This window comes from Bifidobacterium sp. C0047B3, from assembly GCF_056590535.1.
On sequence record NZ_JBWPWH010000002.1, the window covers coordinates 110,518 to 130,799 of the forward strand.

At 45.3% G+C, this 20,282-nt stretch carries 14 protein-coding genes; 9 read left to right on the top strand and 5 right to left on the bottom strand.

Going from position 1 to position 20,282, the window contains the following annotated elements; translation table 11 throughout:
• Nucleotides 1–131 precede the first annotated feature (131 nt).
• From AC1EKT_RS03135 to AC1EKT_RS03155, 5 genes are all read left to right on the top strand, one after another.
• Nucleotides 132–1,913 carry an ammonium transporter gene (locus AC1EKT_RS03135; protein ID WP_415683173.1) on the top strand — a complete coding sequence of 594 codons (1,782 nt, stop codon included), beginning with the start codon at nt 132–134 and terminating at the stop codon, nt 1,911–1,913.
• Between the two features lie 416 nt (nt 1,914–2,329).
• On the top strand, nt 2,330–3,691 hold the full coding sequence (locus AC1EKT_RS03140) for an MATE family efflux transporter (RefSeq protein WP_415683174.1): 1,362 nt from the start codon (nt 2,330–2,332) through the stop codon (nt 3,689–3,691).
• 65 nt (nt 3,692–3,756) lie between these two features.
• Nucleotides 3,757–5,217, top strand: coding sequence for a replicative DNA helicase (gene dnaB / locus AC1EKT_RS03145; protein WP_032835455.1), 1,461 nt, complete (start codon nt 3,757–3,759; stop codon nt 5,215–5,217).
• Nucleotides 5,218–5,232: 15 nt separating this feature from the next.
• Nucleotides 5,233–6,651 (top strand): MurT ligase domain-containing protein, encoded by a 1,419-nt coding sequence (locus AC1EKT_RS03150; protein WP_415688969.1) that lies wholly within the window; start codon nt 5,233–5,235, stop codon nt 6,649–6,651.
• Nucleotides 6,652–6,656: 5 nt separating this feature from the next.
• Nucleotides 6,657–7,451 (top strand): type 1 glutamine amidotransferase, encoded by a 795-nt coding sequence (locus AC1EKT_RS03155; RefSeq protein WP_415683176.1) that lies wholly within the window; start codon nt 6,657–6,659, stop codon nt 7,449–7,451.
• 104 nt (nt 7,452–7,555) lie between these two features.
• Here the strand turns inward: AC1EKT_RS03155 and upp are convergent, their stop codons facing one another.
• From upp to AC1EKT_RS03175, 4 genes are all read right to left on the bottom strand, one after another.
• Nucleotides 7,556–8,194, bottom strand: coding sequence for a uracil phosphoribosyltransferase (gene upp / locus AC1EKT_RS03160; protein WP_004136544.1), 639 nt, complete (start codon nt 8,192–8,194; stop codon nt 7,556–7,558).
• Between the two features lie 313 nt (nt 8,195–8,507).
• Nucleotides 8,508–9,161 carry a thymidine phosphorylase gene (locus AC1EKT_RS03165; RefSeq protein ID WP_415683538.1) on the bottom strand — a complete coding sequence of 218 codons (654 nt, stop codon included), beginning with the start codon at nt 9,159–9,161 and terminating at the stop codon, nt 8,508–8,510.
• Nucleotides 9,162–9,207: 46 nt separating this feature from the next.
• Nucleotides 9,208–10,422, bottom strand: coding sequence for an NUDIX hydrolase (locus AC1EKT_RS03170; protein WP_415683177.1), 1,215 nt, complete (start codon nt 10,420–10,422; stop codon nt 9,208–9,210).
• Nucleotides 10,423–10,720: 298 nt separating this feature from the next.
• Nucleotides 10,721–12,958, bottom strand: a complete 2,238-nt coding sequence (locus AC1EKT_RS03175; RefSeq protein WP_004119572.1) for an RNA degradosome polyphosphate kinase — start codon at nt 12,956–12,958, stop codon at nt 10,721–10,723.
• Between the two features lie 640 nt (nt 12,959–13,598).
• Between AC1EKT_RS03175 and AC1EKT_RS03180 the strand changes: the two genes are divergently transcribed.
• The 3 genes from AC1EKT_RS03180 to AC1EKT_RS03190 all read left to right on the top strand — a co-directional run bounded on the left by AC1EKT_RS03180 (nt 13,599) and on the right by AC1EKT_RS03190 (nt 16,391).
• Nucleotides 13,599–14,330: an MIP/aquaporin family protein gene (locus AC1EKT_RS03180; RefSeq protein WP_391496139.1), complete on the top strand. Its 732-nt coding sequence runs from the start codon at nt 13,599–13,601 to the stop codon at nt 14,328–14,330.
• Between the two features lie 175 nt (nt 14,331–14,505).
• Nucleotides 14,506–15,555 (top strand): glutamyl-Q tRNA(Asp) synthetase, encoded by a 1,050-nt coding sequence (locus AC1EKT_RS03185; protein WP_415689403.1) that lies wholly within the window; start codon nt 14,506–14,508, stop codon nt 15,553–15,555.
• Between the two features lie 35 nt (nt 15,556–15,590).
• Entirely contained in the window at nt 15,591–16,391 is an 801-nt protein-coding gene (locus tag AC1EKT_RS03190) for a YggS family pyridoxal phosphate-dependent enzyme (RefSeq protein WP_415688971.1), read from the top strand.
• A gap of 25 nt (nt 16,392–16,416) precedes the next feature.
• Here the strand turns inward: AC1EKT_RS03190 and AC1EKT_RS03195 are convergent, their stop codons facing one another.
• Complete coding sequence (locus AC1EKT_RS03195; RefSeq protein ID WP_415687075.1) at nt 16,417–17,232, bottom strand: fumarylacetoacetate hydrolase family protein; 816 nt, start codon at nt 17,230–17,232, stop codon at nt 16,417–16,419.
• A gap of 302 nt (nt 17,233–17,534) precedes the next feature.
• Here AC1EKT_RS03195 and clpB point away from each other — a divergent pair, with 302 nt between their 5' ends.
• Nucleotides 17,535–20,129, top strand: coding sequence for an ATP-dependent chaperone ClpB (gene clpB, locus AC1EKT_RS03200; RefSeq protein WP_415688972.1), 2,595 nt, complete (start codon nt 17,535–17,537; stop codon nt 20,127–20,129).
• The last annotated feature ends 153 nt before the right edge of the window (nt 20,130–20,282 follow it).

A 20,282-nucleotide genomic window follows, 5' to 3' on the forward strand; every position in this document is an offset into this window, starting at 1 on the left:
AGTTTTTAATGTTCCATTAAAGTTCTTCTATGAGTTTTGGCTATAAGGGTTTCTCGGTACAATAGTTATATAAGTAATACTTAAGTTGCAACGATGTATTGTTGCGCTGTTTCAAATAATTGAGGTGAAAAATGACCACAATGGATCCGCAATGGGCATTGTTGGCTGGCGCATTGGTGTTTATTATTACGCCGGGTATTGCCCTGTTCTATGGAGGTCGCGAACGCGCTACTTCCATGGTGAATATGATGATGCTTTCAGCTGGCGCTATTGCTGTAACCACACTGGTTTGGACGCTGTGGGGATGGTCGTTAGCTTTTGCTGGCAAAGATATGGCTGGCGGTGTTATAGGTGATCCATTGAGTGGTTTGCTATTCCGTGATTCGATGGTGGCAGATCACGGTGTGTTTACGTCTATGGACGCAAATTCTGGGCTATCTGGCGGCATTCCTGCAGCTTTTCGTTTAGCATGTGCGGTAGTTGCAGTAGCTCTTATCACCGGAGCTCTAGCCGGTCGAGTGCGTTACGCTATTTGGCTTATTTTCGTAGCTGTATGGATTACTTTAGTATTCGCTCCATTAGCACATATGGTGTGCGGTGGTGGCTTACTTTCGCCTAATGGTGCTATTTCACAGGCGTTAGGTATTTCAGTGCATGATTTCGCAGGTGGCTCTATATTGCATATTGCTGCGGCTGTTTCGGCTTTTGCGATTGTTATGATTATTGGCGGACACGCTCACTTCCCTCTTAAGCGCTTTGTTTTGCATATTAAGAAGGTTGCGCATACGAGTGGCAATGCTAATTCTGGAGCTACTAATTCGCGTAATTCTAAAAGTCGTTTATCGCGCGCATTGTGGGCTGATGTTGAGCATGCTAAAAATGCCGCTAGTGAGACTGTTGTCTCTCCAGTTGCTACAGTAACTGAAGTTGCTGCTGAATCCACTGCAACGCAGTCAGCAGTTGAAAATGGTGTTGCTGCTCGCCAGCCACATAATGTTCCTTTTGTTATGCTTGGCGTTTTCTTGATTTGGTTCGGTTGGCTTGGGTTAATGATTGGTTCTTCTGCAGGTGTTCCTGGAGTTGCAGGTTATGCTTGGGTGAGTTCCACAATAACTGCTTCTGCTTCAATGCTTGCCTGGGGCGTGACTGAACGTTTACACTCTGGATGCTTTACTGCTTTGGGAGCCGCGTCTGGCGTTATGGCTGGATTAGCTGCAAGCGCTGCAGCCGCGGATGTTATTGCTCCATTGTGGGCTTTAGTTTTGGGTGTTCTTTCGGGTGTTATTACTTCTTTAGTAACTCACTCTCGTACTTTTGTGCGCTACGATGGCGCTTTGCATGTAGTTAGCGTTAATGGTGTTGCTGCGCTTATTGGTGTGCTTGCAGTAGGCTTATTTGCTGATGGTTCCGGATTACTTGCTGTTGGTGACTGGCATCAGTTAGTTGCGCAACTGTGCTTGATTGGAATTACGGTTCTTTATGCAGGTGCCGTAACTGCAGTGCTAGCTTTTGTTCTTGAAAAGCTTTTTGGATGGCGCATCTCGGAAGCTAAGGAACGTAAGGGCGTTGATTTAGCTGATCAAGGAGAACGTGCTTACGATTTTTCTTCTATTGCACAAAGTCACGATGGCGCTGTAGTTGCTGTTGCAGATGATGATGCAGATAAGACTCAAATGGCTGTTCTTACTTCCGTTGATATTGATATGAGCGAAAACGAGGTTGAACAATCTGATTTTATGGCTGATCAATCTGAGGCGAATTCTGAACAAGGTGATTCTAAGGCTGATGATACTAAATCTGAAGTTGAGCAAAAAGAGTCTTCTTCTGAAGAAGAGTCTGAAACTGTAGAAAAAGATAAACCAGCGCAAAATAATAAAAAAACAGAGAAACGAAATAATAGTGCTAAAGAATAGACGCATGTGCGTAGGCGCTATTGTTTAGAAGCAAGTTCGAGTTTCTGATATAAACCGCATGTCTTATCTAAGATATGCGGTTTTGTTATTTTTGCTAATTTAAAATCAAGTTTTTAATTAATAAGTTATTTTTAGTGAATAAGTTATTAATATGACACGCACGAATTGCTTGATGTGGATAAAAAAGATAAGTTATCCACATTTTAGGCGTGTCTACGTGGATATCACACAAATTTATCCACATAGTGGGGATAACATTGTGGATATCCTGCGGATAACTTTTTAAAATAATATTTTTATTTGCGCTTTACACATATTTGTGTTACTTCACTCGCAATTACTTTTGCATAAAATTTGTTAGCAATTGCAATCTTCTTTTATGCAAGCGTGACAAAGTAGCAGTAGAATGAAGCATTATGACAAATCAAAAGTTGGACAACCAGGACAAAAAAGACGTATTACGCAATATTTGGCTACTAGCCGTACCAACTTTTGGACAGCTCATATCTGAGCCGGCATTTGTACTTATTGACACTGCTATTATTGGTCACATTGGCAAAAGCGCTCTAGCAGGTCTTTCTATTGGATCAACGGTACTTCTTACTACTACAGGTCTTTGCTTATTTTTGGCTTACAATACAACTTCACAGGTTGCGCGTCTTTTAGGCGCAGGTAAGCGTCGAGAAGGTTTTAGCATTGGCATGGATGGATTGTGGCTTGCATTATTGCTTGGCATAATTCTTACGGTCATACTTATTTTCGCCGCTGAACCGTTATGTTACGCAATAGGCGCGCGTGGCTCTACGTTGCAAAATGCTATTGTGTACACACAAATGGTTATGCCCGGATTGCCTGCGATGCTGCTCGTGTATGCAGCAAATGGCATATTTCGCGGTCTTTGCAACGTGCGCATAACATTATTTGCTGCTGTAAGTGGAGCTGTTCTAAATACCATTCTCGATGTAATCGCAGTATTTGGTCTCAACATGGGAATCGCTGGTTCTGGTATTGCAACAATGATTGCACAATGGTATATGGGACTTGTTCTCACTATTCCTGCAGTTATTTGGGCTACTCAAAGTGGTGCGCGTCTCAAACCGCATTTCCAGCATATTCTACATTCTGCTGGAACTGGTATGCCTTTGTTTGTTCGTACACTTGCATTGCGTGTGTGCATGGTAGCTACGGTTGTTACTGCGACTCATCTCGGTACTAATACTCTCGCCGCGTATCAGGTTGCTAATTCCTGTTGGAATTTTGTTATGAATATTTTGGATGCAATTGGTATTGCTGCGCAGACTATTGTTGCTGCAGCGCTAGGTGCAGGCTGTCGTAAGCGCGCAGGAATGATTACGCGTATTTGTGCTCAAGTGGGAGCTGTAAGCAGCGTAGGAGTCGGTTTATTCATGATTTTCGTGGGTTGGAGTTGCGCGCCACTATTTAGTCAGCATACAGATATTCAGTTTTTAATTTCTGTAGGCATGACAATATTAGGATTGTTCTTGCCTCTTGCCGGATGGATGTGGGCACTAGATGGCGTATTAATTGGCGCAGGTGATCACCGTTACTTAGCAAAAGCTTGCTCAGTAATGGCTGCCGTCTATTTAACATTTTTGGCGCTCACAAGCGTTTTTGATGTCGTCGTCGATGCTAATGACGTGGTAAGAACTATTACTTTATGGGTTGTTTTAAATGCTGTTTATATTGGGGGGCGTGCAATAGGCAATAGTTTGCGCATAAGAAATGATACGTGGATGGATTCTGCGCTAAAAATGTAAATAAAGTTTTGTGTTAATACATTTACGTTTTTTCATAATACGTGCGCGCGTTTATACTCGTTTTTATGGCAGATAATGATATGTGGCAATCTACTAAAGGCAATGTTATCCGCGCAGGTAGCAATCGTGGTGGCAATGGTGACGCCTCTGCATATGGTTCTGGCGTTGCAAATCGTGGTGCCGAAGTAGGTGCTACGTTGTTTGATCGTGTGCCTCCTCACGATGTCGATGCAGAAATGGCTGTGCTTGGCGGAATGCTTATGAGCAAAGATGCTATTGGCGAAGTGTCTCAATTGCTTGAAACATCAGATTTTTATTTACCGCAGCACCAAACAATTTATGATGCTATTCTTACGCTTTTCGCTGGCTCACAGCCTGTTGACGTTGTGCTTGTAGCTAACGAATTAATGAAAGATGGAAATCTCGATAAAGTTGGCGGAGCTGACTATTTGCACAGCCTAGTAGCTTCTGTGCCAACAGCCGCAAACGCAATGTACTACGCAGATATTGTGCATCAAAATGCTGTTCTTCGTAACGTTATTACTGCTGGCACAAAAATTGCACAAATGGGCTATTCTGCTTCCGGAGCGCAAGCAGAAGATATTGTAAATCTTGCGCAATCAGAAGTGTATGAGATGAGTGCCGGCAAAGTGCGTCAAGATTACGTTGCTATTGGCCCAGTTTTGCAAAATACACTTGATCAGCTCGATAAAATGCAAAATCACGAACTTGAACAAGGTGTACCGACTGGATTTAGAGATATTGACGAAGTTACTCAAGGTTTGCAACCTGGCCAAATGATTGTTGTTGCTGGTCGTCCAGCTATGGGTAAGTCAACACTTGGTATTGATTTTGCGCGCTCGGCGGCACTACACCACAATATGACGTCTATTGTATTCTCTCTAGAAATGAGCAAAGTGGAATTGGCTCAGCGCATTATTGCTGCAGAAACTAATATTCCGCTTGCTGCTATGCGAAGAGCGGAAGATATTACTCCAGATCGTTGGAATACTCTTAATACTTTTTGGACAAAAATGCAAAACGCTCCGCTTTTTATTGATGACAGTCCAAATATGAGCTTGATGGAAATTCGCGCAAAATGCCGTCGTTTGAAGCAAACTAATGATCTGAAACTGGTAGTTATTGATTACCTTCAGTTGATGAGTTCTGGCAAGCGCGTGGAAAGTCGTCAGCAGGAAGTTTCGGAATTCTCGCGTGCGCTGAAGCTTCTTGCTAAAGAGCTTGAAGTGCCAGTTGTGGCTTTAAGCCAGCTTAATCGTGGACCGGAAATGCGAAATGACAAGAAACCACAGCTTTCAGATTTGCGCGAATCTGGTTCTATTGAGCAGGATGCTGACGTGGTGTTCCTTGTGCATCGCCCTGATTTTTACAATAAGGAAGATCGCCCAGGCGAAGCCGATATTATTATGGCAAAGCATCGTAACGGCCCTACTGACACGTTTAATCTTGCCTTCTTGGGTGCAACTTCCAAGTTCATGGATATGCCGCAAGACTACCAGCAATAAGGGGTGTGATTTAGTATGTCAAGCCGCGACCATAAATCGCATAAAAAGTTGCGCCAAAATTTGCATAAGCATTGGTACAGTTTTGCAATGCCTGCTGTTGGTAAACTTGTTTGCGCGCTTTCTAGGCTGCTACATCATGGCGGAAGCGCATTGCCGGGTAAAGTTATTGAAAGCCTAGATTCCGGCTTTTTAGCACGCACTCTTGCCGCATTGCCGTACGGAATAGTTCTTATTTCCGGAACTAATGGCAAAACTACCACAACGCGTATGGTAACTTCTATGCTGCGCGACGCAGGGCTTAACGTATTTACTAATCCAACCGGTTCAAACTTTACTAGAGGAGTAGTGGCAGCTCTTGCAAAAACAATGCCGGCTTTTGGCACAAAACTAAATGCGGATATTGCAGTTTTAGAGCTCGACGAAGCGTACGCAGTACATTTTGTGAATCAAATCAAGCCTCGCTACTCTTTATTGCTAAACGTTATGCGAGATCAGCTTGACCGATTCGGCGAAATTGACACAACTGCAAAACTATTAAGCAATGTAGCTGCAGCAACTGAAGGAACGGTAGTGCTAAATCGCGAAGATCCACGTATTTGCGCGCTTGCGAAAGTTGTTCCTTCCGGGACTTGTGTGCGGTATTTTGGTTTGGATGACGCTGTAAAAAGCATGTTCCCAACGGATGATGATTTGCACAATACTGCCGAAAAAAGCGAAAATTGCGAAGATACTGCAGAAAGCAAGGCTAACAATCTTCCTAAAGCAGACGTTGTGCTTTCAAAAGTTGGAGACCATGAGGCTGAGCTTATACTTGATGGCAAGCGTAAAACCACATCTGTAAAACTCGACGGTGCTTACAACATTTTCAACGCTGCTGCTGCAGCAACAGTAGTTCGCGCTATCTTGGCGGACGCTAAAAAACAAAATTCTACGCTGCAAAAATTCGACGACGACGCGCTTATGGAAGCGATTTCGCACGTAACTCCTGCTTTTGGCAGAGGCGAAGTAATTGAAGTTAATGGCGTTCCTGTTGAGCTTGTTTTAGTGAAGAATCCTATTGGTTTTAGGCTTGCAATTGCTTCGGACCATCCGAAAAATCACGATACCATGATTGCAATTTGTGACGAATACGCGGACGGTAGAGACATGAGCTGGCTGTGGGACGTTGATTTTGCAAGCTTTAGCGGCACTGGAGTTGCGTGTGTTTCTGGTACTCGCGCATGGGATATGGCTTTGAGGCTGCAGTACGATAAAGTCTCGGCTCGCAATGTGAATACGGATTTAGAAGAAGATACTAAAGCTTTCGTAAACGGCGATTTTAGTGGCAATTCTAAAAACGCTAAGCGTATATATTGCACGTATACTGCAATGCTTCGCGTGCGCGCGGCTTTAGCGCAACTTGCGGAAGTTAAAGACGTTGGAGTTGGGAAGTAATAGTCATGAATGGTTCCAGTGATATTAGTAAAGCAAATGCTACTTTTGAAGAAAATCGCGTGCTAGATATTGTGTCGCTATATCCAAAAGACATGAATATTTACGGCGACTATGGCAATGTGCTTACGATTATGCGACGAGCGGAATTGTACGGTTACAAGCCTGTGCTACACGAGTACAATGTTGGCGATTTATGGCCAGAGCGCGTGGATATGATTCTTGGCGGCGGTGGTCAAGATCATGGTCAAAGCAGAGTCACGGAAGATTTATTTGCGCGCGCAGACGCGATTCGTGGGCTTGCAAAAGATGGTGTTCCAATGCTTATGATTTGTGGACTTTACCAGCTTTTTGGAGAGTATTTTGAAACCGTTGAGGGGCAAAAGCTTCAAGGAATTGGCGTGCTCGGCGAGCACACGGTTGGTCAAGACGTGCGTATGATTGGAAATCTTGTGGAGCATAGCGCCGATTTTGGCGATATTGTGGGATACGAGAACCATTCTGGGCGCACAAGCTTGGAAGATGGCACGCAGCCGCTTGGCTCGGTTAATAGTGAAAATTGCGGTAATAATGGCAAAGATCACACGGAAGGAGCGCGCAAATACAATGTTATTGGAACGTATATGCACGGCTCAGTTTTGCCGAAAAATCCGCGTCTGGCTGACTTTTTAATTCGTACTGCTGCGCAAAATCGTTACGGCGAATTTTCGCCAAGGCAAACTGATGCTCAACGCGCGGAGCTTGCGAAATTAGACGAATTGGCCGAGCGTGCTCGCGAAGTGGCCGTGACTCGTCCGCGCTAAACACAAAAGCCTGCTGAACTTGCAAAGTGTTGCAAATCAGCAGGCTTTTTGTAGTTTTGATTTTAGCTTTTATATTCTAGCTTTCGCTTGATTTGGTGAGTATATTAGTCAATCAAACCATACAAGCGATCGCCAGCGTCGCCAAGACCTGGCACGATATAAGCTTTGTCGTTCAAATGCTCGTCAACAGCGCAAACAACAACCTTAAAATCGATGGAAGGATCAAGTTCCTTCTCCAAGCGCTCTAAGCCTTCTGGGGCTGCCAAAATGTTAATAGCAGTAACATCCTTAGCGCCGCGCTCAGCTAAATAATGCGTAGCGGCAATAAGAGTGCCACCAGTGGCAAGCATTGGGTCAAGAAGGAAGCATTGACGACCGGTCAAATCTTCTGGCAAACGGTTGGCATAAGTGACAATGTCGAGCGTCTGCTCGTCGCGCTTCATGCCAAGGAATCCAACCTCAGCGGTTGGAAGAAGGCGAGTCATGCCATCGAGCATGCCAAGACCAGCGCGCAAAACCGGCACAACCATTGGGCGTGGGCGGTTTAAATGCTTGCCAGTCATCTTGCAAATAGGAGTTTCAATCTCGCGATCGCTAACTTCCAAATTGCGGGTTGCTTCGTATGCTTCGAGGGTTACCAATTCGGAAACCAACTCGCGGAAAATGTTAGAAGGTGTATTCTTATCACGCAAAACGGTGAGCTTGTGGTCCACCAGCGGATGATGTAAAACATGAAGATCCATACCTTCTAGGGTAATGCAAGCATGGCATGTTAAGCTATCGGCGTGCCGTTATTTTTGCGCGAAATATAAACAAATGTGAGTAAAAATATATATTTTATCTAAAATTAGCTAGCAAAATCTAAAATATAAAATCTAAAATATAAAATTCGAGATTCAGAGCAGAAACGATACTGACTTGCGAAAGCGCCTGTCGGCGCAAACGCCGCTCGCAGCGGCAAAAAATGGAGCCCGGGGCTTAAACACAAGCCAGCATCATTTTGAGTATACCTTGTTTTCTATTTTCACGCGCCGCACAATTTTAATCGCAAATAATTTATTCCAACTTTCCTGCGCGCCATAATTTCGCTCCATGAGCAAAAGATAACGAAAGTGCGTGCATATTTGCGGAGATATGCAAAACTTTTGCAATTTTCTGCGTGTGCATTGTATTTGCTTGTTCGTCTAATTTTTTTGCGTAAACTTGCATTCCGCGTGCAATAATCGAAGTAAAAGCTGAAGATCGGTAAAGCGCTACAGCAAAATCGCCTGTAAAAGCACCAGAAAGAATAGAATCTGCAAGTCGCGCAATATCCTCTCCTGTAGGAGCTTCGTCAATCCCTGTAATAGCGGATGCGCTTGTTGTTTCAGGTTCGCCAAGACTCCAATACTCAGCATAAGCTTCGCGCTGTTTTCGTAGCGACATTCGCAATAAATACAGTCGCCACAACATTCCAGGAATAGACTCTGCTTCCGCATGGCTCCACAAATCTGCAATAACTTCAATGCCCTCATTTTCAACCAAATTCAGCACGCGCTCAACGATTTCCGGCGACTGCGTTTTATGAACGCGGTTAAGCAGAACGGCAGCGGAAGTGTGACTAATTTCGTTTACAACCTGCGGATCTGTGCCGCCTTCAATCTGTGCGAGCATCGCAGGATCCATTTGTGCAGGCCGGCTTGGGCGGGCAGCTCCTGTAGGGCTTGGCATAAAAGCAGACCTGCTTGAATGAATAGAACTCGATTTTGAATTTAAACTAGTAGACACTTGGAAGAACCTTTTCAATATCGATAATGCGAGCACCTTTAGGTGTATTAATTATGTGCAAAACTATTGCGCTTCCTGTAGGCATGTATGGAGATTTTTGGCTGAGTATGCGCTTGTGTGCTCTAGGTTTTGTTATTTCGCGCAAATAATCGAAGAAAGTGCCAATAACAGGGCGATGTAGGCACATGATGGTTGCGTTGTTAATTGTGCTTACGTTGTTGGCTGTGCTTACATTGCTAGTTTCGCTTGCATTTTGTGCGTTGTGATCAAGATTTTGTATTTCTTTTGTAAGCACAGATAGCGTAGATTTTGGTTGTTTTTCGTGATGATCTTCAGTAAGTTCCGCAACCTGTTCTATTGGGAGTGAAGAGTCGTGCGCAAAAGCTGCAACCGTTTCTACGCAACGCTTCCAAGGAGACGATATGATTTTATTCGGCGCGTAGCAGGCAAGCTCGCGACCTAAAGCGTATGATGCAGCTGCTCCAAGGGGTGTGATTGGTCGAGTCGCTTCGCTTCCTTGCCAAGTTTTTCGAGACTCAGCTTTTCCGTGACGCACCAAAAGCAGCGTGCTATATTCTCCTTGACCCGCGTGGAGCTTCTCTAAGAAAGCATCTAGCACTTCGCGGTCGCTATCGTGCGTAAGTTTTTTGCGCGCTTGAGAAGGAGTAAGCCATAAAACATTTCCAATTTCAGTAGGCTTAGCTGGCTTAATTGGTCCGAAAGCTGGTAGACGCTTTGCTGCAGTTGGCTTGTCGATTAAGCGCATCATCCAGTAGTGGATTCGCTTTATTACTTCCGGCTGGGAATTGCGATTTTGGTTGCTATTTGATGAGCTGTTCTTGGAAGATTTTTTGCCTTCGCGCTCAAGCGGATACTCTATTTTGGCAATGTGTGGGCCTAGTGTGACTGAATATCCTGTTTCTTCTCCAACTTCGCGCACGGCCGTGTGGCGATGCGATTCTTTTGGCTCATTCTTTCCTTTTGGCCAGCTCCAATCGTCATATTTAGGACGGTAGACTAGGCAAAGCTCAAAATCATCGTCGCTAGACTTTATTGCGCTGATTGGCTTATTTGCATGGTTTGGATTTATTGCATTGCTGCCCGTTTTTGTATCTTCACCTGCGTTTGAGCTGTTTGTAGTATTGCGCTTGCGATAAATAATTCCGCCAGCTGCTTCAACGTATTGCGTCGTTACTGCACTCATATTCACTATTTTAGCGGTTTTCTTTCGCAAATTTTAGTTGTGCTGTAATCTTTTACTTTTGTCACAGTCATAGCATTAGCAAAAGAGCTGTTATTGTTTTATAATCCTTAAATTTGCTAAAACTGGCAAATTATGGCGTAAAAAACTTCCTAAAACTGGCAAACGGTGCTGTAGAAATTTCGGCTATTGCCGGCAACGCTTGAAATTTAGGCGGTTTAGAAGGAGTAATAAACACAACAAGAGCCAGAAACATGTTACTGAATCTGGCTCTTGCTTATTGTTTATTAGTTATTTGCGATTAATTCGCGCCGCGAGGCTTGCGCGTGTGAGTGTGAATCAAGTAAGCCTGGCTGTCCACGAGCGGACGGCCTTCCTTATCGCGAGAATGCAAGGTATACGTGCCGTCGCCATCCATCCACCACGAAACAGTAGAATCAGCCATTTGCAAATCAATGTACTGAATCAAAGCTTCAACCTGATCAGGCGCGCTGATACGAACCAGAGTTTCAACGCGGCGGTCAAGATTGCGGTGCATTAGATCAGCCGAGCCAATCCACACTTCTGGACCGCTTGCAGGACCGTCACCAATCTGCGGACCGCAAGAATTAGCGAACGCGTAAATACGGCTGTGTTCAAGGAATCGACCAAGAATAGAGCGCACGCGAATATTGTCGCTCAATCCCTCAATTCCAGGCTTAAGCGAGCAGATACCACGCTCAACAATATCAATCTTTACTCCAGCTTGAGAAGCTCGATACAAAGCGTCAATAGTCTGCTCGTCAACCACAGAATTGACCTTAATCTTAATCCAAGCTTCCTTGCCGGCAAGAGCTGCAGCTTCCTCGCGCTGAATTCGCGCAATAATACCAGTGCGAACTGTACGAGGAGCAACAAGCAGGCGGTGGAAACTAGACTTCGGTGCATAACCAGAAAGTTGATTAAACAAGCGAGTCAAATCCTGACCGACTACAGGATCGCAAGTAAGCAAACCCAAATCCGTGTAAAGGCGAGCAGTTTTAGGATTGTAATTACCTGTACCAACGTGGCAGTATCGGCGCAACCCTTCTGCTTCCTGACGAACCACAAGAGAAAGCTTACAGTGAGTCTTCAAACCAACAATGCCGTACACAACGTGAACGCCTGCGCGCTCAAGCTTACGAGCCCAAGCAATATTTGCGTCCTCGTCAAATCGTGCCTTAATCTCAACCAGCGCAAGCACCTGCTTGCCAGCGTGAGCCGCATCAACAAGAGCGTCAATAATTGGCGAATTGCTAGACGTACGATACAAAGTCTGCTTAATTGCAAGCACTTTTGGATCCGCAGCAGCCTGAGCAAGGAATGCCTGCACAGAAGTAGAGAACGAATCGTAAGGATGATGCAGCAAAATGTCATGCTCGCGAATCGAAGCGAAAATATCTTGCGCGTGGCTAGTTTCAACTTCCGCAATCTGACGGTTCGTAGTAGGAATGAACGGACGATACTTCAAATCTGGGCGGTCAAGCGCCTGCAATTCAAACAATACCGTCATATCAAGCGGCGAAGGCAAACGATAGACTTCCTCAGGGCTTACGCGAAGCTGATTTGCAAGCAACTGAGAAAGGAATGGGCTGGCCTCGTTAGAAATTTCCAAACGAATTGGAGGTCCAAAGCGGCGGCGAAGAAGTTCCTTCTCCATAGCATTGAGCAAGTTTTCTGCGTCATCTTCCTCAACATCAATATCCTCGTTACGTGTAACGCGGAAGGAGCGGGCTTCCTTAATAATCATGCCTGGGAAAAGCGATTCCAAGTGTGCTGCAATCAGCTTTTCCATTGTGATGAAGCCGTAGCGCTCTTCGCGACCTTCTTCGTCTGTTAAATCGTCAACTGGTACAAGGCGATTCAAATTATCTGGAATTTTTACGCGTGCAAAATGCGACTTTCCAGAATTTGGATTTTCGACGATAACAGCCAAGTTAATAGACTTGCCGGAAATGTATGGGAATGGGTGAGCAGGATCCACTGCAAGAGGCGTAAGAACAGGGAAAACTTGCTTTTTGTAGTAATCAGACAAACGCGCTTTTTCTGATTCTGTAAGCTTATCCCAGCTGAGCAAAACAATGCGCTGTTTGGCAAGCTCAGGAAGAATGTGCTCAATAACATAGTGAGCGTGCTCATCTTGGCGGCGGTGAGTTACCTCACTAATAGCGCGCAACTGCTGGCGAGGGCTTAAGCCGGATGCTGCAGTTACTGCTATTCCAGAATCTATTCTGCGCTTTAATCCTGCAACTCGAACCATAAAGAATTCGTCGAGATTTGACGCAAATATAGCAGCAAAATTAGCGCGTTCAAGAAGTGGCAAATCTGTATTCTGAGCCAACTCAAGCACGCGACGATTGAACTTCAACCAGCTTAATTCTCGGTCGAAGAAACGATCTTTTGGCAACGGTAGCTCACCCTCACGAGCTTCACGCTTTTCTGCCTTTTCATCTTCGGCGATATGCTCTGCAATTTGACCACGCAGAATCGCCTTTGAGGGAGCGTCAAAAATTTGTACCATATTCTGTAATTGTATGCGTTGCAAGGGAAGTGCGCGACTGAGTGTCGATTTTATTTGCTTGCTTTGCGCTCTAAAAATATCTTGCGACACGCCGGAGTATGTCTCATGCGAACGTAATTTAACATGACAACCTTTGCATGTTCACAAAATGCCGCAAGAGTTGCGATTTTTCGTGTGCAATTGAACAGTAGTGACAATATGTTAACAAAGGCTAATTTGCTCTTTACTATTAGGCAAAAAACGATGATAATAATAATTACAAAAACAAAAAAGAGATAGCGGTAACCCACAAAAGTGTATGGATATGAAATCCGTGGACGTTGGACGGGATATTTAAGACTTTAACCGTTGCAACGAGGATGTTGTGAAGATGAAACCGCAGATATTGTTTTTGTAGATAAGAGGCTCGCCAAAGTGGCGGGCCTCTTTTGATGTGAGTGCGATTTTACTGCTCACGCAGACTGTCGCGCGCATAAGGGAAACTATCAAAGAATAATTGTTGGAATTCATTTTCTTAGCTTCTTTGAAAATGAGAATATATTGTGTTCCATGCTGTGCTAATCGCAATTGCGAGTTGTGAATTTATTGACGCGTGATTACGTGTGTGGAGTTTGAAACAGGTAAGAAGGATCGAAGGACCATGCAACATTCGTTTATGGCAATGTTGGCTGCAGAATTTATTGGCACTGCTATTCTTATGATTTTTGGAAACGGTGCTGTGGCAAACGTTGAATTAAAAAATACTAAAGGACACCATGCAGGTTGGCTAAATATTGCTATGGGCTACGGTTTTGGCGTGATGTTCCCAGTGCTCATGTTTGGCGGAATTTCCGGCGCGCATATCAATCCTGCTATGACAATTGCGCAAGCTGTAAACGGCATGTTCCCGTGGAAGGATGTAGCTCCTTATATTGTCGCTCAGCTTTTGGGTGCGTTGGTTGGCCAGCTTATTGTGTACGTAACTTATTTGCCGCACTACAACGAAACTGAGGAGCCGGGAGCTATTCTTGGCACTTTCTGCACTACGGACGCTTATAACAACAAGCTTAATTACTTCCTTAACGAGTTCTTCGGCACGCTTGTGCTTGTTCTGGCTGCACTTTGCTGCCTAACTTCTCCATGGGGTGAGAAGAATTTGGCTGGCGCTTCAATCGTTGTTGGCTTTGTTGTGTGGGGCTTGGTAACTTCTATGGGTGGTCCAACTGGCCCTGCTTTGAATCCTGCTCGTGATCTTATGCCGCGTTTGCTTCACGCGATTTTGCCAATTCCGCACAAGGGCTCTTCTCGCTGGGGTGAAGCATGGATTCCAGTTATTGCTCCTATTGCCGGCGCAATCTTGGGCGTGGTTATGTACAAGTCGTTATTTGCATAAAACATTTGCTTTTAACCGCGATTGATTGCGGTTGATTGCGATTGTAAGAAGCGCGTAATGCTAGTATGAATGCGTTACGCGCTTTTTATTTTGCGAGCTTATGCTTTGCAAACTTGTGCTTATTAAGAAAGATATTGGAAAAGATATTAAGAAAAATTTTAAGAAAGACGAAATAATGTTTTCGAAGTCAACTATTGCAATTGGGCGTTTTGCGCCGACTCCTTCCGGGCGTATGCATATTGGCAATATGGTAGCAATGTTGGCTGCGTGGCTCTCTGCAAAATCGCAGGGCGGCCACATGCTTTTGCGTCTAGAAGATCTTGATATTGCGCGAATGCCGAAGGATGCTAGCGCGCGAGTTATTGAAGATTTGAAGTGGGCTGGTCTTGATTGGGGTGGCGAGCCAACTTATCAGCATGAGCGCACTGCAATCTACCAAGAAGCTCTTGATGCGCTAAAATCTTTGCAAGATGACGACGGAAATTCGTTAATCTACCCTTGTTTTTGCTCGCGTTCCGATATTCGTGCGATTGCAGCTCCGCAAGAAGGCGACGGTTTTATACGCTATCCGGGTACGTGCAGAAATCTTCGCAAAACTGCGCAAGGTTTGGCACAAATCGAAAAGCGTTTGCAAAATAATCAGCAACATTCTTTAAGGCTTGCTGTTCCCTCGGCTGATTCGCCGCAAGCAAATGTGAGTTTTGAAGACGCGATTTTTGGGGAGCAATCTTTTAATATTGACCGCGATTTGGGGGATATGGTGATTCGCCGAGCGGATGGCGTTTTTTCTTATCAGCTTGCTGTTGTTGTTGACGATGTTTTGAGCGGAGTAAATGATATTGTGCGCGGACGCGATTTGCTGCGTTCTGCAGCGCTTCAGATTTGGATTGGTGAGCTGCTTGAAAAATCGGGATTTTTTGCGGCTCACGGCGTGCGTTATGTGCGTCCGCAATTTGCGCATTTGCCGCTGATTGACAACGCACAAGGCGAGAGGCTTGCCAAAAGTAAGCACTCACTAGACGTCGGTGCGCTTCGTGAATCTGGCTGGAGCGCTGAGCGCATGATTGGCTATTGCATGTATCTTTTGGGATACAAAAAGCATGGTCAAAATCAGCCGGTAGATATGAGTGCTGCCGACGCGCTCGCGTTATTTAAAAGCCTTGACACGCCGTGGGATTCTGTTCGCGCAAACCTAGCTGACAAATCCGTGCCCTTCCTTGATTAAACTATGTAGTTAGGTTTGATAGATTGGGGCAATAAATGGCATATATGACGCAAAAAGATTTAGCGAATACTGAGGTCGATTGTGTTCGTGCGCGTCAAATTGCCGACGGCGTACACAGTGTGCAAGACGCCATTGTTCAAGCCGAATCGCATTATGGTCGCAAAGCTGAGTCGGTTACACTGCTTGCCGCAACTAAAACGCGAGATGTTGGCGAAATCATGGCAGCGCTCAGAGCAGGAGTGCGAGTAATTGGGGAAAATCGCCCACAAGAAATCGTTGCAAAAGCCGAGATTTTACGCGCACAAGCTGCTCGCGAGAATTTAAGCGTTGGTGTGAACGGCGAAATTCCGCTCTACTTAATAGGTCAGCTGCAAAGCAATAAAATAAACAAAGTTTTACCACTTGCAAATGGTATTCAGTCGGTTGACGGCATTGAACTTGCGCAAAAAATATCTGCTCGCGCGCAAAATTTGGGACTTTGCACAGACGTTATGTTGGAAGTGAACGTTTCGGGAGAATCTACAAAATCCGGGTGCGCTCCCGAACGTGCGATTGACGAAGCTCTCGCTATATCTAGCCTGCCTGCGCTTAATTTGCGCGGATTTATGACGCTTGGAGCGCGCGTGGATGATGAAAAAATAGTGAGAAGTGGTTTCGCAAAATTGCGAGAAATTAGAGATTGTGTGAGTGAACAACTCGCGCAGGATCATGATGGAAACTCTGCAAAACTAGAGCTTTCGATGGGAATGTCCGGCGATTTTGCGTGGGCGATTGCCGAAGGTTCAACAATGGTTAGAATCGGTTCGGCAATCTTTGGCCCACGCGCATTTGTGTAGTTTTAAGTCAAATTGATGATTTTAGTTACGCATGCACAATCACATTGCGCAGCGAGCCAATGCCATCTACGTGCACGATAGCTTCGTCACCAGCTCGCAAAGTTCCAGCCGGGTATGGAGTTCCTGTCAAAATCACATCTCCTGGAAGAAGCGTTGAGAAGCTTGAAATTGCGGCAATTTGCTCAGGAATACTGTGAATAAGTCGAGATGTAGTGCCGTCGGCTTCTGGCACATTTTCACCATTAAGCGTAAATGAAATATGTGCATCGCGCCAATTTAGCTCGGTTGTAATCCAAGGTCCAAGTGGGCAAGAAGTGTCGAAGCCCTTTGCGCGCGTCCACATTGGGTCGCTTCCTGCGCAATCTCGCAAAGTTACGTCGTTTACGCACGTAAAACCAAAAACGTAATTCATTGCGGTATCTGCCGTTACGTTTTTGGCGATTTTGCCCATAACGACTGCCACTTCTGGCTCAAAATTCATGTCGTTTGAGCAAGCAGGAATCACAATCGGATCGTCCGGACCAATCACAGAAGTACTCGGCTTTGTAAAAATCACCATGTCTGCAGCAGTATGCGAAGAAGCCGCAGAAGAGGTAGCGCGCTCGTCATCGGAACGAGTATCGTAATTTTTTGCCAATCCGTACACTTTTGACGGAATTACAGGCACAAGCAAGCGCACGCCATCGGCATCCAATGCGTAACGTTTACCAGTTGGCTTAACTCCTTGCGGGCTTAAAGGATGACCTTCAAGGGCTACTAAATAATCTTTACCGTCGGTTTCGTCTTTTTGAACGAAAGCGTATTGCGGAACTTCATTATACGAAAAACGTGCAATTCTCATGTTTTTAAGATTACGACATATTTGCTACTTAATTAAAACCTACTTACTCATTAACTAAACTTGATTGCTACTTAATTAAATTATCTGCGTAAATTATTTGCGATTGAAAGTTCTTGAAAACAAAACTTGAGTCTAGTACACTCAAGTTTTAGGAATAAAGTTATAGGAAAATCTGTTATACGTATCAGATACATGAAAGTGAAAGCTCGTTAGAACTCGAAAGTATTGTCAAAAAGCTTGAAGTTGCAGCGATTTGGCTTAACTGAAATGTGTTTTACAGCTTTCGTGGAAATGAGGTAGATATGGAACAAAAGTTTACAACCCTAGCACAAGACGCATTAAGCGACGCTGTGCAGAGCGCGGCGGCAGCTGGCAACGCGCAAGTTGACACCTTGCATTTGGCGGATGCTTTGCTTCGTCAAGAGCAGGGAGTGGTACGCGCGCTTATTGCGCAAACGGGGGCAGATGCGCAACAAATCGGTGCTGAAATTCGTAACGCATTAGTGGCATTGCCTTCATCTACTGGCTCAACTACAACTAAGCCAGATGCAAGTCGTCAGCTTTTGGCTGCGCTAAGCCAGGCAGAAAAAGAAATGCGCGCAATGGGAGACGAATACGTTTCTACGGAGCACATGCTTATTGGCATGGTTGCAAGCGAACCAAACGCTGTTGCGGATATTTTCAAAAAGCACAACGTTTCCGCAGATGCGTTGCGTAAGGCTGTGCCAACTGTGCGCGGTGGCGCAAAAGTGACAAGTCCGGATGCGGAAGGCAACTACAAAGCGCTCGAAAAGTATTCTGTTGATATGACTGCGCGCGCTCGCGAAGGAAAGCTCGACCCAGTAATTGGGCGCGATCAGGAAATTCGTCGCGTGATTCAGATTCTTTCTCGCCGCACGAAGAACAATCCTGTGCTAATTGGCGAGCCGGGCGTTGGTAAAACGGCAGTTGTAGAAGGATTGGCTCAGCGAATCGTTGCAGGGGATGTGCCTACGACTTTGCAAAACAAGCGTCTTATCAGTCTCGATTTGGCTTCGATGGTTGCAGGTTCGAAGTATCGCGGCGAGTTTGAGGAACGCTTAAAAGCAGTGTTGAAGGAAATTCAACAATCAGACGGTCAAATTATTACGTTTATTGATGAGATTCACACTGTTGTTGGCGCAGGATCTGCAGAAGGTTCAATGGATGCTGGCAATATGCTTAAGCCAATGCTTGCGCGCGGTGAGCTGCGCTTGGTTGGCGCAACTACGCTTAATGAGTATCGCGAGCATATTGAAAAGGATTCCGCGCTTGAACGCAGATTCCAGCAAGTGTTTGTTGGTGAACCGTCTGTTGAAGATACGGTGACGATTTTGCGCGGACTTAAACAGCGTTACGAAGCGCATCACAAGGTGACGATTAGTGACGATGCAATCGTAGCTGCAGCAACGCTTTCAAACCGCTATATTACTGGCAGACAGCTTCCAGATAAGGCGATTGATTTGGTGGATGAAGCGGCAGCTCACTTGCGTATGGAGCTTGATTCTCAGCCAGAAGAAATCGATGAATTGCAGCGCAAAGTTACGCGTCTTGAAATGGAAGAAATGCAATTAAAGAAAGCGGAAGATGCTGCTGCACGCGAACGCTTAGAAAAGTTGCAGGAAGAATTGGCAAACTCGCGCGAAAAGCTTGCTGGTTTGAAGGCGCGTTGGGATGCGGAAAAGGCTGGCCATAACAAGGTTGGTGATTTGCGAGCGCAACTCGACGCTAAGCGCGTAGAAGCCGACAAATTCACGCGTGAAGGCAACTTGGAGCAAGCAAGCCGTATTTTGTATGGCGAAATCCCAAGCATTCAAAAAGCTTTGGAAGAAGCGGAGTCTGAGGCTGCTAACGCTAAGAGTGAAGCGAAAGAGCCGATGGTTCCGGATCAGGTTGATGCTGATTCTATTGCTGGAGTCGTTAGCGAATGGACGGGTATTCCTGTTGGTCGCTTGATGCAAGGCGAAAATGAGAAGCTACTCAACATGGAAAAGGAGCTTTCTAAGCGTGTGGTTGGTCAAAGCGAAGCAATTCAGGCTATAGCGGATGCTGTGCGCAGAAGCCGTGCTGGAATTGCAGACCCGAATCGCCCGACTGGTTCGTTCCTATTCTTGGGTCCTACTGGCGTTGGTAAGACGGAGCTTGCGAAGGCTCTTGCTGACTTTTTGTTTGACGACGAGCGTGCAATGGTTCGAATTGATATGAGCGAGTACATGGAAAAGGCTTCCGTTTCGCGTCTAATCGGTGCTGCTCCTGGTTACATTGGCTATGAGGAAGGCGGCCAGCTTACTGAAGCTGTGCGTAGGCGTCCGTATTCTGTAGTGCTTTTTGACGAAGTTGAGAAGGCGCATCCAGAAGTATTCGACGTTTTGTTGCAGGTTTTGGATGATGGTCGTTTGACTGACGGTCAGGGTAGAACGGTTGATTTTACGAATACGATTTTGATTATGACATCAAACTTGGGTTCGCAATTCCTTGTGCAAGAAGGCTTGGACGATGCTGCTAAGCGTAAAGCTGTTATGAACGCTGTTCACGCTGAGTTTAAGCCAGAGTTCATTAACCGTTTGGATGAGCTTGTTATGTTCCATCCGCTTACTCGTGAAGAGCTTGGTGGAATTGTGGATATTCAAGTTCGTCAAGTGGCTGCACGCTTGAGTGACCGCCGTATTAGCTTGGATGTGAGTGACTCTGCTCGCGCTTGGCTTGCAGAGCATGGCTATGATCCAGTTTATGGCGCTCGTCCGTTGCGTAGATTGGTTCAAACGGAAATTGGCGATCAGCTTGCGCGATTGCTGCTTTCCGGCAAGGTGCATGATGGCGCTCGCGTAGTTGCGGATTGTGAGAATACTAGCGACCATGTGACACTAAAGATTGCGTAGTTCCTGCATTCTTCAATGTAGCCAAATAATGTAGTCAAATAAAACAAAGCGTGCTGTTTATTGGATTATTTTCCAGTATGCAGCGCGCTATTTTTGTTGCATAATGCTTATTTTTCTATGCAATAATGCGCGTGTTGAATTATGTTGATAAGT

What these genes read in the sequence shown, in the direction of transcription:
- AC1EKT_RS03135 (WP_415683173.1), top strand. Translation starts at nt 132, where the DNA reads ATGACCACAATGGATCCGCAATGGGCATTGTTGGCTGGCGCATTGGTG.
- AC1EKT_RS03140 (WP_415683174.1), top strand. Translation starts at nt 2,330, where the DNA reads ATGACAAATCAAAAGTTGGACAACCAGGACAAAAAAGACGTATTACGC.
- dnaB (WP_032835455.1), top strand. Translation starts at nt 3,757, where the DNA reads ATGGCAGATAATGATATGTGGCAATCTACTAAAGGCAATGTTATCCGC.
- AC1EKT_RS03150 (WP_415688969.1), top strand. Translation starts at nt 5,233, where the DNA reads ATGTCAAGCCGCGACCATAAATCGCATAAAAAGTTGCGCCAAAATTTG.
- AC1EKT_RS03155 (WP_415683176.1), top strand. Translation starts at nt 6,657, where the DNA reads ATGAATGGTTCCAGTGATATTAGTAAAGCAAATGCTACTTTTGAAGAA.
- upp (WP_004136544.1), bottom strand. Translation starts at nt 8,194, where the DNA reads ATGGATCTTCATGTTTTACATCATCCGCTGGTGGACCACAAGCTCACC.
- AC1EKT_RS03165 (WP_415683538.1), bottom strand. Translation starts at nt 9,161, where the DNA reads ATGCCAAGCCCTACAGGAGCTGCCCGCCCAAGCCGGCCTGCACAAATG.
- AC1EKT_RS03170 (WP_415683177.1), bottom strand. Translation starts at nt 10,422, where the DNA reads ATGAGTGCAGTAACGACGCAATACGTTGAAGCAGCTGGCGGAATTATT.
- AC1EKT_RS03175 (WP_004119572.1), bottom strand. Translation starts at nt 12,958, where the DNA reads ATGGTACAAATTTTTGACGCTCCCTCAAAGGCGATTCTGCGTGGTCAA.
- AC1EKT_RS03180 (WP_391496139.1), top strand. Translation starts at nt 13,599, where the DNA reads ATGCAACATTCGTTTATGGCAATGTTGGCTGCAGAATTTATTGGCACT.
- AC1EKT_RS03185 (WP_415689403.1), top strand. Translation starts at nt 14,506, where the DNA reads ATGTTTTCGAAGTCAACTATTGCAATTGGGCGTTTTGCGCCGACTCCT.
- AC1EKT_RS03190 (WP_415688971.1), top strand. Translation starts at nt 15,591, where the DNA reads ATGGCATATATGACGCAAAAAGATTTAGCGAATACTGAGGTCGATTGT.
- AC1EKT_RS03195 (WP_415687075.1), bottom strand. Translation starts at nt 17,232, where the DNA reads ATGAGAATTGCACGTTTTTCGTATAATGAAGTTCCGCAATACGCTTTC.
- clpB (WP_415688972.1), top strand. Translation starts at nt 17,535, where the DNA reads ATGGAACAAAAGTTTACAACCCTAGCACAAGACGCATTAAGCGACGCT.